Here is a 13583-nt window from a genome sequence, read left to right as displayed (position 1 = left end):
TATGCTGATTGGTATCCAAAATGGATGACAATTGTGAATATTGAATTTGATGCTTTTGCCAAGCCAAAAGCACTAGCGGTGTGTATTGCCTTTGCTGCATTCACCCTACCCACACTCTCTTTGGCGCAAGTTAGAGAAAACTCGCTCGAGATACAAAGCGCCACTCGCTCGCTCAATCAATGGATTGATGTGGCGATCAATCAAGATAGCACGCGCTCACAAATCACCTCGCAATCACAAGCGATACGAGAGAGTGGGATTGCCAGCTCAACCTTAATGGATCCCAAACTCAAAGTCGGCTTTGGGGGTTTACCCGTGGATTCACTTAAGTTTGATCAAGACCCAATGACCAACCTGTCTGTTGGCGTGATGCAGCAGTTTGAGCGGGGCTCAACGTTAGAGCTGAATCGACGTAAGGCCAATCAGCAAGCGGACGGGGTGTCACTGCAAACGCAAGTGCGAGAGCGAGACATTACTCGGCAAATGACCCAACTATGGTTAGAGATCGGTTATCTGCAACGTGCTCATGAGCTGATGGCGCAAAACCTTCGCCTCATGGCTGAGATGGAACAATTTGTTCAAACCAACTACTCGATAGGGAAAAGCGAAGCACAAGACTTGCTCAATGCGCAGCTTCAAGTGAGCAAACTTGAAGATAAGTTGGCGGCCAACGTCAAGCAGCAGCAGCGTGTGGTGGCTCAGCTTTCAGAGTGGCTCGGTATGGAGTGGCTTGCGCATAACCAAAACGAAGCCAAGCTGTTTGCAGCGTCCAATCAGTTGGATTGGACTGGTCTTGATCAGCGTTTAGAGCGCTATCAGCAGAGTGGTGAGTACTATCCGCTGCTCAATCAACACCCTTTGGCCAAAATTGCCGACATCAATATTGCGACCACACAAACCGACGTCGAGTTGGCAGAGCAATCGTATACCCCGCAGTTTGGTGTCGAGGTGATGTACGCCTACCGACAATCAAACAATATGCGCGGCGAGCCTGCGTCTGATTTGCTTAGCGGCTATGTCACCATGGATATTCCGCTGTTTACCGGTAACCGACAAGACAAAGCTTTGTCGGCGGCGCAATACAAAGTTGGCGCCTCCCAGTACCAAAAAGACGCGTTGCTGGCGCAGATGAATGCCGAGGTTAATGCGTTAAGCAAAGACCGCATCAACCTGACTCAGCGCATAGAGCGTTATGAGCAGCGTCTGCTGCCGCATGCCAATGCACGTATCGAAGCGGTGGAGCGTGGCTATCAAAACAATACCGCTCAGTTTGGCGATATGATTTCTGCCACCACTGATGCGATTGCGCTTCAGACTGAACATGCGCGCTTGGTGACCGATCTTAATATCACCAATAGCAAATTAGCCGCGCTAGTTGGCGGTGACCAATACCCATCCTCTCAATCCAATGCTGCTAACGCTGCGCACAATCAATAAGAAGGAAACAGTATGAGTACGTTTAAAGTCGCCACGGTTGCACTATTGGTGGGTGGTGTTATTGGCATAGGTGCGAGTCGCTTTTTACCGACCATGGACCACGATATGACGGCCGTTGCCGAGCAAGCTGGCACTGCGAGTGATGAGCCATTGTATTGGGTGGCACCGATGAACCCAAACTACCAGCGTGATAAGCCGGGCAAATCGCCAATGGGCATGGATCTTATCCCCGTCTATGCCGAAGATTTAAGCGGCGCAAGCTCGAAACCGGGCACAGTGACAATTGATCCTAGGGTAGAAAATAACCTGGGTGTAACAACAGATAAAGTGGTGCTTGAACCTTTGTCACCACGCATTGAAACCGTCGGTTATGTTGCGTTTGACGAAAGCAAGCTTTGGCAGACCAACGTCCGTGTGTCTGGTTGGGTTGAGAAGTTATACATCAACGCAGTCGGCGAAAAAGTGCAGAGTGGTGAAGTGCTGTTCACTCTCTATTCGCCAGAGTTGGTCAAAGCACAAGAAGAGCTGCTGAGTGCCTACAAAACTCAGCGTAGCGGCATGATTAAAGGAGCGAGAGATCGACTCGCGACATTGGGTGTCGATAAGGCGCAAATCGCCGAAATAGAACGCCGAGGCAAAGCGACTCAAACCATTGAGATCAAAGCCCCGTCTGACGGCATCATCGCCAGCCTCAATATTCGTGAAGGCGGCTACCTCTCTCCAGCGCAAGCGGTCATCAGCGCTGGACCGCTAGACGAAGTATGGGTCGATGCCGAAGTGTTCGAACGTCAATCGCACTGGATTAAGCAAGGCAGTCAGGCATCGATGACTTTGGATGCTCTACCCGCTGGCAGTTGGCAAGGCGAGGTGGACTACGTTTATCCGATCTTAGACCCTAACACGCGCACCTTACGGGTGAGGCTGAAATTTCCTAACCCCGATGGCGAACTCAAGCCCAATATGTTCGCCAATATCGCTCTACACCCTGTCAGCAGCGATGACGTGCTGACGATTCCGCGTTCCGCTGTCATCCGCTCCGGTGGCATGACCCGTGTGGTGTTAGCCGAGGGAGAGGGCAAATACCGCTCGGCACGTATCGAGGTTGGGCGTGAAGCAGGCGATAAGATTGAAGTGATTAAAGGGCTTGAGCTTGGTGAGCGCATCATGACGTCGGCGCACTTTATGCTCGATTCTGAGTCGAGTCAGAGCGCCGACTTAGCCCGAATCAATGGCTCTGAACCAGAGCTGGAAAGCGTGTGGGCCAAAGGCGAAATCACCGACGTGATGGCAGACCATCGGATGCTCACCATTAACCATCAGCCAGTGCCAGAATGGGATTGGCCGGGGATGACCATGAACTTCACTTTGGCAGAAGGGGTCGATATGGAGCAGTTGCAATCCGGTCAGGCGATTGAGTTTGCCATGCAGAAAACCGAGTCGGGTCAATATCATATTGTCGATTATCGCGCTGATGACACGGTGATCGCGGCACAGGTTTGGATCCAAGGCGATATTACCATGTTGATGGCCGACTTTGGCATGGTGACGCTTAAGCATCAGCCTGTTGCAGAGTGGGGCTGGCAAGCCGGAGAGATGAACTTCTCGGTACGTGATGAGGTTGATTTGTCGGGCTTTCAGGAAGGACAAACGGTTCGATTTCTAGTCGAAAAACTAGGGTCTGAATACCAACTCAAACAACTGACAACGAGTGAGGACAAAGCATGATCAGTGCCATCATTCGTTGGTCGATTACCAACCGTTTTCTTGTTTTAGTAGCCACGATTGGTTTGGTGTTTGGTGGCCTATACAGCGTGAAAAATACCCCGGTCGATGCGATTCCTGACCTTTCTGATGTGCAGGTGATCATTAAAACCAGTTACCCAGGTCAGGCGCCTCAAGTGGTGGAAGACCAAGTCACCTACCCATTGACCACGGCAATGCTCGCGGTGCCCGGTGCAGAAACGGTGCGCGGTTTCTCCTTCTTTGGCGATTCGTATGTGTACATCATCTTTAATGATGATACCGACATGTATTGGGCACGTTCACGGGTGCTGGAGTACCTGAGTCAAGTCGCCCCCAATCTGCCACCTAGCGCAAAACCGACACTAGGGCCAGACGCCACGGGTGTGGGTTGGGTGTATAACTATGTACTGCAAGATAAAACGGGCCAACATGACTTGGCTCAACTGCGTAGCTTGCAAGATTGGTTCTTGAAATATGAACTGCAAACGGTCGATGGCGTCTCGGAAGTGGCCACGGTTGGCGGCATGGTCAAGCAGTATCAGATCCAGATTGATCCGGCTAAGCTGCGTGCCTACGACTTAACGTTACAACAAGTCAATCAAGCGATTCAAAATGGTAACCAAGAGAGCGGCGCTTCGGTTGTCGAGGTAGCTGAGGCTGAGCACATGGTCCGAACCACTGGGTATCTCAGTGGGATTGAAGACATTGCTGCGTTGCCACTCAAAGTCACCGCAAAAGGAACCCCGCTGCTGCTTGGCGATGTGGCCGAGATTAACCTCGGGCCACAAATGCGCCGTGGCATCTCTGAGCTCAACGGTGAAGGTGAAGCGGTGGGCGGCGTGATCGTGATGCGCTTTGGTGAAAACGCCAGTGAAGTGATCAGTAGGGTCAAGCTCAAGTTAGAGCAGCTGCAGCAAAGCCTGCCGGATGGCGTCGAAATTGTGACCACTTATGACCGCTCGACTCTGATTGACGCGGCTGTTGAAAACTTATGGAAGAAGCTGGCAGAAGAGTTCATCGTGGTGGCGATCGTCTGTGCGCTATTCCTGTTCCATATCCGTTCGTCGCTGGTGATTGCCCTGAGCTTACCGGTTGGGATTCTCGCCGCTTTTATCGTCATGTACTGGCAAGGCATCAACGCCAATATCATGTCGTTGGGCGGGATTGCGATAGCGATTGGAGCCATGGTCGATGGTGCGATCGTGATGATAGAGAATGTGCACAAACATATTGAGCGCACTCCGCTGAACGATAAGAACCGTTGGCAGGTGATCGGTGATGCTGCGCAAGAGGTGGGGGCGCCGCTGTTCTTCTCACTGCTTATCATTACCTTAAGCTTTGTGCCTGTGTTCGCCTTGCAAGGTCAAGAGGGCAAAATGTTCTCGCCCTTGGCATTTACCAAAACCTACGCGATGGCGGCGGCGGCCGGGTTGGCGATTACCTTAGTGCCAGTACTGATGGGGTACTTTATCCGTGGCAAGGTGCTGCCCGAGAATAAGAACCCGATTAATAAAGGGTTGGTGGCTCTGTACAAACCGCTCTTGAGTCTTAGCCTGCGTTACCCAAAAAGTATGCTAGTACTCGCTCTTGGCTTGATGCTGTCGGCGTACTATCCCGCCAGCAAGCTCGGTAGTGAGTTCATTCCTCCTCTGGATGAAGGGGATCTCATGTACATGCCGACTACGTATCCTGGGATCTCTATCGGTAAGGCGCGCGAAATCTTACAACAGACCAACAAGCTGATCATGACGGTGCCGGAAGTGGAGACGGCCTGGGGTAAAGTTGGCCGCGCTGAAACCGCCACTGACCCTGCGCCATTAACCATGATTGAAACCGTGATTCAACTGAAACCGCGTGATGAGTGGCGAGAAGGCGTGACCTCCGAATCTCTGCGCAAAGAGTTTGATGACTTGGTGAACTTCCCTGGTCTCACTAACGCTTGGGTGATGCCGATTAAAACTCGGATTGATATGTTGGCGACCGGTATTAAGACGCCAATAGGCATCAAGATCGCAGGGCCAGACCTTAAGGTCATCGAGCAGGTAGGCGCGGACCTAGAGCCGATTCTCAACCAAATAGAGGGCACTGCTTCGGTGTACGCCGAGCGCGTGGCTGGAGGTCGTTATGTCACGATTGACATCAATCGCCGCTCTGCCGCTCGTTATGGACTGAGCATCAAAGAGGTGCAGCAAGTGGTCTCCACTGCTGTGGGTGGGATGAACGTGGGTGAGACGATTGAAGGGCTGGAACGCTACCCCATTAATGTCCGTTATCCACAAAGCTATCGTGATTCGGTCGTGAAACTGCAAAACCTACCTTTGGTTACGCCCAATGGAGCACGGATTGCGCTAGCTGATGTGGCGGACATTCGCTACGAAGATGGCCCACCGATGATCAAGACCGAGAATGCGCGTCCAAATGGTTGGGTATATGTCGATATTGAAGGTCGAGATCTCGGTTCTTACGTCGAAGAGGCAAAACGCTTGGTGAGCGAACAGTTGAACTTGCCCGCTGGCTATTCACTGGCGTGGTCAGGTCAATATGAGTACATGGAGCGAGCCAAACAGCGCTTGGGTGTCGTGGTACCCATCACCATTGCCATCATTATGCTGCTGCTCTATTTGAGCTTCCGTCGCGTAGGCGAGGTGATGATCATCTTGCTCACGCTACCCTTAGCCATGGTCGGTGGCTTGTGGTTGATGTATAGCCTCAACTTCAATTTCTCCATCGCGGTTGGCGTTGGGTTTATCGCGCTGGCTGGTGTGGCGGTCGAGATAGGGGTGATCATGTTGGTTTATCTCAACCAAGCATGGCACTACACCAAATTGAGCCGTCAGCAGCAAAGTAAGCCGCTAGCGCTGGATGACCTCAATCATTCCATTGAAGAAGGGGCGGGCCTGCGTGTGCGCCCAGTCATGATGACAGTACTCACGGTGATCATCGGCCTCATTCCGATTATGTATGGCGACGGCACCGGTTCTGAAGTGATGCAACGTATTGCTGCGCCAATGATTGGCGGCATGGCTTCGGCGCTGATGCTGACGCTGCTGGTGCTTCCGGCCATTTTCAAATTGTGGAAACTCCGCGAAGTTAAATAGTTTTCAACCCAACAACACTAAACGAACTGAACAAGGCCAAGTTTATGGCTTGGCTTTAATACCGAAAGGTAAGGAAATACGATGAAAAAAACACTGATTGCGCTCTCTTTGACCCTAGCTTCAACCTTTGCTTTGGCAAGCAGCGACCACATGGACCACAGCAAGATGGATCATGGCAACATGGACAATGGCAAGATGGACCATTCGATGATGAATATGGAGGGAATGTCGGATGTGGGTATGCCTGCTCATGGGGCTAAACCGGATAAAGTGGTCCATGTTATTCTTGACGATGACATGAGCATCAAGTTTAAGAAACAAGTCGACATTCAGCCTAATGATGTGGTCCAGTTCGTGGTCATGAATGTGGGTAAAATCGATCATGAGTTTACCATTGGCTCTGAAAGCGAGCAGCTAAAGCATCGTCAGATGATGAAAACCATGGCCCACCATAACCACGACTCAGGCAATGCGGTAACAGTCAAACCGGGCAAAGCTAAGCAGCTGATGTGGCACTTCCACGGCAACAATCAAGTCGAGTTTGCTTGTAATATTCCCGGTCACGCTGAAGCGGGCATGGTGAAAAAAATTAACTTATAGTGAGAACAACAGGACCTAGGGCACACATTGTGTGCCCTAAACTTTTGTCGTACGGATGACGATACTTTTCCCTTCCGGTATATTGGCGCCATGACAATCACAAGTAATTGACAGCGGAAGTATAGTGAACGGATTAGAAAAGTGGTTAGGGGTGAGTCGCGACCATGAAGACTATAGAGAAAGTTGGTTTGTTTTCACGTCTCTGAGTTTATTGTCCGCACTTCTCGCCTTGCTGACTTACTACAATACTCTGGTGATACCCAGTTATCTTCTGGCGTCGATTGAAGCGGGTGGATTGGTCTTTTGTCTGCTCGGTCATTTCTTTGTGTGGCGTAAGCGCAATGTCAGTGTCGCGGCCCTGATTCTGGTGCTGGTGATGTGTGTGGTCAGTCTGCTGTTTATTGTCGGCTCTGGGCACAGTGAGTTCGCGTTGGCCTTCGCCTTTCTAACCCCGGTCGTGGCCGTGTTCGTGTTGGGCCACAAGCTTGGCTCGTTAATCAGCCTTATCAACTTTGCCGTGGTGTTCTATGTCTGCTTGATTGATATGGCAAACTGGCCGCCTATACCTTTTGATGGAATGAGCTTAGCTCACCTGTCGATTGTTTATCTTTTCCTGTTTCTTACCGCCTATTTCTATGAATCCGGACGACGTCGAACCATGGCTCAATTGAACGAGTCGAATCGACAACTGAAAATCTTGTCTCATACCGATACGCTTACCCAACTGTTCAATCGTCGCTATATCGAGACGCTATTGCTTGAGCAAGAGAGAATTCAGTGGATTGCCTTGGTGGATGTGGATAATTTTAAAGCGATCAATGATGAGTTCGGCCACGATGTCGGTGATAGAGTGTTGCTGCAAACGGCGCGGATACTACGAGAGCAGTTGGAGGGGCATGCACAAGTTGGTCGTTGGGGTGGTGAAGAGTTTTTGATCGCTTTTGAAGCGAGCGATTATGCCGAGATTGAGCGCCGTGTCAAAGATATCCAAGTCGCTATCTCCCATTATGATTTTGGCACAGGCAGACCTGTCACTATCAGTACCGGCATTGCCAAACATGACGCCGAAGCGATGATCATGACTTTTCGCCGTGCAGATGAAGCCTTGTATCAAGCCAAGAGTGCGGGTAAAAACTGTTTTTACACTGCACTTGCAGGAGAGTGACGCGCAACCGTTAACGACGCAAAGGTCGCTTTAGTCAATGACGACCTATTGGGAGCCAATATGCCAGTATCAATAGAGCAACTAGAATCTTTTGTCGCCACCGCCGACAAGGGCAGCTTTCGCGCGGCCGCCGCCAGCTTGGGCAAGCATGCCTCAACTATTAGCGTAGCGGTGGCTAATTTAGAAATCGATTTAGGTGTCGACCTTTTCAACCGCACCGCCAAGTCATTGCAGATCACCTCTCAAGGCCAAGACTTGTATCAATACGCCAAGATGGTCTTGGCCGAACGTGACCACCTTGAGGCGAAAGCGGACAGCTTGCTGCGCGGCGAACCACAAAAGTTGACCATCGCTATCGATGAAGCCTTGTGTATTCCTGAGGTGGTTCAAGCTTGTGCTGAGGTGCTCAATCATCAACCACAGATCAGCCTTAACATTATGTATGGTGACCCGAATCAGGTGGTCGCTTGGTTGCTGGCCAATCGTGCCGATATCGGGCTGCGTTTATCGGCGGCGAGCTTGGCTCATGGATTATCGATGGATGACGCCTTTAGTTTTGAAGGGGTGCGAGTCACGAATGGGAGGCAAAAAATGGCGGATGGGGCAATTAGTCAGTTGCAGTTACGTCAGATGCGTCAAATTGCGCTCAGTTATGTCCGTGATGAAAAAATTGGTCAGTTGCATAGCCAAAGTAACCACGTTATCTATGCCAATAGTGTTGGTGGGGTGGTAAAGATGGTCGCTGCGGGCATGGGATGGGCGATTTTACCTAGATTTTCTTGTCGGGATGCGCTTGAAAGAGGGGAGGTCCAAGAGTTTTATTGCGAAGATGAGGCCAACTTGAAATGGCATACCGAGCTGCTCTGGCCAACCGATAAACCACTTAACTCAGCAATGAAAGTGTTTAAGGACGAGATTATCGCCATACCGGATATGTAGCGGACAAAAAAGCGAGCAACCAAGATCTCCCCCGAAATCTTTACTTGGTTGCCCGCGTAACCAATAACGGTTAAGGACTATCGCAACAATGTGGTTGGAATGGTCACTGTCACTTTCTTGATCTGATGATCACGAGCGAAGATGTGCTCACTCACGGCTTTTGGTAACGCTAGTGCTGTAAAGGTCTCACTCGAGCCATCGCTCATTTCACAAGTCACGCTGGCGCTGTCACCTTTCTGATAAATGAACGGCACTTGACAGTAAGTGAAGGCTAACTGACCTGCATCTATGCTGTAGCTGCAGTGTTCGCCATTGACGTTTAAGCAATCAAACTGCGCAGAGTGACTGAGGAACTCACTGCGGTTTAGTAGCGTTGGGTTAATCGCAATCGCGCCTTGAGAGACTTCAAGACCGAGTTCAACAAAGCGAGTAATCACTTCTTCTTTCACTTGGCCAGTCATACCCGGTTGCTGAGCACCCGCTTGTTTTGGTGTGTGCGAGTAGGGATCGGTTGGGAAGGCACCGTAGTTATCTGGTGTCTTGTTGAACCCGATACCGGCACGTACTTTGTAGTAGTACTCGGCCAACTGAGCGGTCTCTTGGCTATCAGCATCAAGCTCACGCGCGGCCAAGTAGTTCTCTTGCACGGCCAGGAGCAACTTAGACACCATATGCCAGTAGATACAGCCAAGTCCTTCGTAGCCAAACATAGTGCCTGAGCGACCGGTAAAGGCTTTGTGATTGAACACCTGCTCGTACAGGGCTTGCACTGCTTCGATGCTTTCCTCATCCGCGCTTGGGTAGTCGCTCTTCGCCTGCTTAAGTGCGCGGCTCAAGTAATCCGCGTTTTCAAAGCTTGGGTGGAAGTGGAACTGACCTTGCGAATCTTTATTGATGATGCGCTGATCGCCCGCTTCTACCATCGCAGACAGCAGTTTACTGTTGGCAACGTCCTGCTCTGGTAGGTGGTTTTTCTGTACAAAGCGCTGTAGATCGCGATCTGGGTAGAGCATAAAGCTATTTTGGTCGGCGCGGTACATGTCGCTTGCGAACAGGTTGTCGAGCAGGTTAACCGCTTGCTTAGGCGTTAGCACACCTGAGCTGAGCACCGCCACTTGGCCTTCCAGCATTGGGTATAGCTCATCGATATCGAGGCTTTCACCTGAGTAGCTGACGATGTTGTAGGCATTGTACAGACCATCTTCACGTAAGTTATTCGCGATGCTCGAATCCAGAACGTTTAGGCTGGTTTCTAGCATATCTAGCACAGCAGAGACTTCGGCGTTGGTTTTACCCGAGAAACCTTTCATGCGGTAAACGCGGCTACGGTATAGCTCAAACGCTTTTTCCAACTGAGTCAAAATCGCCTTGCGGGTTTGACGGGTGACCGTTTCCTGCTTGATCTCTTTGTTGGCCTCTTTGAGTACTTTATGAATCGCCAGCATCCACTCAAACACCTCTTTCGAGATCGAGATTGAGTTTGGTGCATTGTTGAGTAGCTTCTGCATGAACGCAACGTAGCGGCGCATGTAGTAAAGAGTGACCATCGACAGACCGTTGCCGACAATGGCGTTGTTGGCGTCGTTCCACTCTGGGCGTTGGGTATTGAGCCAGATCCCGCCATCAATGACTAAGTTACTTAGCTTAGACAGCAACGGCACTAAGATCTTCTCTGTCAGGTTGACTGTGTAGACTTGGTTATTACGTTCAACTAACAAACGGCCATCGCTGCCGAGTTCATCAACACGCTGTTCAATTTCGTGTTGCAACTCTTGATCAAACGACACCGTATCTTTTGGATTGGCGAACAGCTGCTCGACATCGCACAACTTGTACGGCACGTTGGCGTAGCTGTAGATGTCGCTAGTGAGCATCTCATTGAGATCGTCGCTTTGATACTTGTCGGCCAACTCAAGGAACTTGAGCAAATAAATGATTTGGTGATCGCCCCAGTAGCCGATGTTGCTCCATGGATCGTCTGGCTCAAGCAGTTCCCAGTCAATGCCGTCTTTGGTAATACGGTATGGGTTGTAGCCGTCAATGGTTGAGGCGTTAACAAACTTGGCGATAAAAGACTGGATAAAGCCAGGGTAGCTTAGAGCAATCGCTTCCCAGTTCTGGAAGATATCTCGCCAGTTACCTTGATAAGAGAGTAAGCGCTCACCATTTTCATCTTTCAGCTTGATTTCATAGTGGTTCCACGGACGGCTTGGATCACCATGGCGGCGACCGAAGGTTAGCGGCAGGTATTCATAGCTGAGACGAATTAACTGAGAATCGCTGGTGTTCTTCGCGAGGCGAATCAATTCAGCGTGAGTAAAGCTCTCTGGCAGATCGGCAAAGAACGCCGCGTGTTTGTCGACAACGGTTTTATTGGCCTTGCCAATGGTTTTAACCACGTCGGCCTTATCCAGTTGGTAATTGTGCTCAATCACACCGCCGCGCATGTTATTGAACAACACGTTGGCATAGTGGTGAACGCTGGTGTTCTCATCGGCGGTGAGCTGCCAAGCATCGGCGCCTGACATGAGTGTGACCAGATCACGCTGGTTATCGGCAATGCTTTGCTCAACGTCTAAGCGCAGCTGGTTTGGATTGGCAAGTTGGTCAGTCAGTTCGCCAATCTCTTTATGACCCTTATCGATGTCGGCGACAATGCTCCACTCCTGAACGCCATTGGCGGCAATGGTGAGCGGTTTGTGCAATAGGTAGCTGCCACGCACGCCTTTGGTTAAAGCTTCCGGCTCAATCGCTAACCCACGGCGGAAGGCACCGAGCTGCTCGCTACTCAGCAGCAGTTGACTTTCCCCTTGGTCAAGGGAGAATACCGCCGTTGCCAGAAGAGATTCCGCAGGCTCAGCGCGGTCGCTCAATTTCGCGTACATGGTGTATAGCGCCAGTGATGAGTCGGCAACTTGCTCGTTCCATTTGTAGGCATCGACTAACGCGCTGCGAGTTTGCAGGGCAGCGAGCGGAGCGCCCGATGGCAATAAGTTTTGCACACCGTCGATCACTTCAAGCTGACGAGCTTGACCCGACAGATCAGTAAACTGGCTGTGGCGGACAAAACCAAAGCGTTCGCTCGAGCTCCAGCTATAGCTGAACTTGAGTTTTAACGTGTGGTTGATCTCTTCAAATACGATTTTGTCGCCAATGGTGTTTTTGTAAAGGTTACGTTCTGTATGATACAGGCCATCATGGAAGCGGTTGAACGGTTCCCATAATGTCACGCCGCGCTCAGATTGCACTTTGACAATGGTTTTTGAGCCAGTGTTCTCGGCGTTTTCATGAATATGATCGACTGAGCGATATGGAAATAGCGCGTTCTCTGGGCGAATTCGACCTGCTGATAGGCTGCCCGTCGAGGAGATAAACAGCCAGTGGTCGCTAGCCGATACCACGCTGATAAAAAAGGGTGCCATTTGGTCTACATTGGCAATCTTGTAAAAACGTTCGCCGTTCAAGTCGACAAATTGTCCAGTGACAGCAAGCTCAGATAAATAGTCAAGGTTCATGGTTGGTCGTCCTTATGTGGCCCCTAAGCTGTTATTTTGGCAGCAGTTGCCCGTGCCAAGTTATTTCTCTGCATCGACTTGGCAGGGTAGGAACCGAATAAATTGAGTTAATTATAGGTGGTGACAGCGTACGTAGTGGTTTTCTCCCACTTGAGTCGCGTCCGGGATCGACTGAGTACACGTCTCGGTGGCGCGTAGGCAGCGGCTGGCGAACGGACAACCGACACTGCTTGGCTTCCACAATGGAATCTCACCCTTTTTCGCCGACAGTTCGCGGCGACCTGCTTGGCCCGGCTCTGGCACCGCAGACAACAGCAATTGTGAGTATGGGTGGTGTGGGTTTTGCGTCACGCTGTCGCTGTCGCCCCACTCAACCATATGCCCGACGTACATCACCGCCGTTTTCTCGGCAAAGTAACGCGCAGTGGCGATATCGTGAGTGATGTACATAAATGAAATGCCGTGCTTGTCTTTCAGATCCGCCATCAAGTTCAAAATCCCAAGGCGCACTGAAACATCCAGCATTGAAATTGGCTCGTCGGCCAAGATAACCTCTGGCGATACCGCCAGTGCGCGAGCAATCGCCACACGCTGACGTTGACCACCACTGAGCTCGTGTGGGAATTTTTCCGAGGTTTCTTTGGCTGGGGTTAAGCCGACCAACTCGAGTAGCTCTAGCACCAATTTCGGCACAACATGTTTTTCTGCACGATTGTGGATCAGCAGTGGGCGCGCGATGTGGTGATAGATGGTATGGACCGGATTGAGCGAGCCAAATGGGTCTTGAAAGATCATTTGCACTTGGCGTGCGTACTCAAGCTCACCGTTCTCTTCGATGTACTTGGCCAGAGGTTGGCCTTTGAACTCGATATCGCCATCCGTCTTGTCGAAAATTCGAGTTAGGATACGAGCACCGGTACTCTTACCAGAGCCAGATTCCCCAACAATGGCCAGCGCTTCACCTTTGCGCAGTTCAAACGACACATCGTTGACTGCGCGCATCATGTCTTTCGACTGCCCGAGGCGGAAGTCTTTTACTAGGTTCTTAACCGATAGAATCGTTTCGTGTTTCGCGATGGTTTCCAT

Annotated in this window: 8 protein-coding genes; 6 read left to right on the top strand and 2 right to left on the bottom strand. The window is 50.8% G+C overall.

Translation table 11 applies throughout. From position 1 onward, the window contains the following. Positions 1–24: 24 nt before the first annotated feature. The 6 genes from MTO69_RS16030 to MTO69_RS16005 all read left to right on the top strand — a co-directional run bounded on the left by MTO69_RS16030 (position 25) and on the right by MTO69_RS16005 (position 8982). Positions 25–1437: a TolC family protein gene (locus MTO69_RS16030; RefSeq protein WP_432715662.1), complete on the top strand. Its 1413-nt coding sequence runs from the start codon at positions 25–27 to the stop codon at positions 1435–1437. A 12-nt stretch (positions 1438–1449) separates the two neighbouring features. Beyond that, entirely contained in the window at positions 1450–3162 is a 1713-nt protein-coding gene (locus tag MTO69_RS16025) for an efflux RND transporter periplasmic adaptor subunit (protein ID WP_248335506.1), read from the top strand. After that, a complete protein-coding gene (locus MTO69_RS16020) occupies positions 3159–6278 on the top strand; it encodes an efflux RND transporter permease subunit (protein ID WP_248335504.1) in 3120 nt (1039 codons plus the stop codon). Before MTO69_RS16025 ends, MTO69_RS16020 begins: the two co-directional genes overlap by 4 nt. Positions 6279–6359: 81 nt before the next feature. Continuing rightward, positions 6360–6878, top strand: a complete 519-nt coding sequence (gene copI, locus MTO69_RS16015) for a copper-resistant cuproprotein CopI (protein ID WP_248335502.1) — start codon at positions 6360–6362, stop codon at positions 6876–6878. Positions 6879–7002: 124 nt separating this feature from the next. Then, entirely contained in the window at positions 7003–8043 is a 1041-nt protein-coding gene (locus MTO69_RS16010) for a GGDEF domain-containing protein (RefSeq protein ID WP_248335500.1), read from the top strand. Positions 8044–8103: 60 nt separating this feature from the next. Continuing rightward, a complete protein-coding gene (locus MTO69_RS16005; protein ID WP_248335498.1) occupies positions 8104–8982 on the top strand; it encodes a LysR family transcriptional regulator in 879 nt (292 codons plus the stop codon). Between the two features lie 77 nt (positions 8983–9059). Here the strand turns inward: MTO69_RS16005 and MTO69_RS16000 are convergent, their stop codons facing one another. Then, positions 9060–12497, bottom strand: a complete 3438-nt coding sequence (locus MTO69_RS16000; RefSeq protein ID WP_248335496.1) for a hypothetical protein — start codon at positions 12495–12497, stop codon at positions 9060–9062. Between the two features lie 111 nt (positions 12498–12608). After that, positions 12609–13583 carry an ABC transporter ATP-binding protein gene (locus tag MTO69_RS15995; RefSeq protein WP_248335494.1) on the bottom strand — a complete coding sequence of 325 codons (975 nt, stop codon included), beginning with the start codon at positions 13581–13583 and terminating at the stop codon, positions 12609–12611.

This window comes from Vibrio sinaloensis, from assembly GCF_023195835.1.
In the GTDB taxonomy this organism is placed as follows: Bacteria; Pseudomonadota; Gammaproteobacteria; order Enterobacterales; family Vibrionaceae; genus Vibrio; species Vibrio sinaloensis_C.
Note: the sequence above shows the minus strand (reverse complement) of the source record. Positions and strands in the feature narration are given on the sequence as shown.

What these genes read in the sequence shown, in the direction of transcription:
- MTO69_RS16030 (WP_432715662.1), top strand. Translation starts at nt 25, where the DNA reads ATGACAATTGTGAATATTGAATTTGATGCTTTTGCCAAGCCAAAAGCA.
- MTO69_RS16025 (WP_248335506.1), top strand. Translation starts at nt 1,450, where the DNA reads ATGAGTACGTTTAAAGTCGCCACGGTTGCACTATTGGTGGGTGGTGTT.
- MTO69_RS16020 (WP_248335504.1), top strand. Translation starts at nt 3,159, where the DNA reads ATGATCAGTGCCATCATTCGTTGGTCGATTACCAACCGTTTTCTTGTT.
- copI (WP_248335502.1), top strand. Translation starts at nt 6,360, where the DNA reads ATGAAAAAAACACTGATTGCGCTCTCTTTGACCCTAGCTTCAACCTTT.
- MTO69_RS16005 (WP_248335498.1), top strand. Translation starts at nt 8,104, where the DNA reads ATGCCAGTATCAATAGAGCAACTAGAATCTTTTGTCGCCACCGCCGAC.
- MTO69_RS16000 (WP_248335496.1), bottom strand. Translation starts at nt 12,497, where the DNA reads ATGAACCTTGACTATTTATCTGAGCTTGCTGTCACTGGACAATTTGTC.
- MTO69_RS15995 (WP_248335494.1), bottom strand. Translation starts at nt 13,583, where the DNA reads ATGGAAACCATCGCGAAACACGAAACGATTCTATCGGTTAAGAACCTA.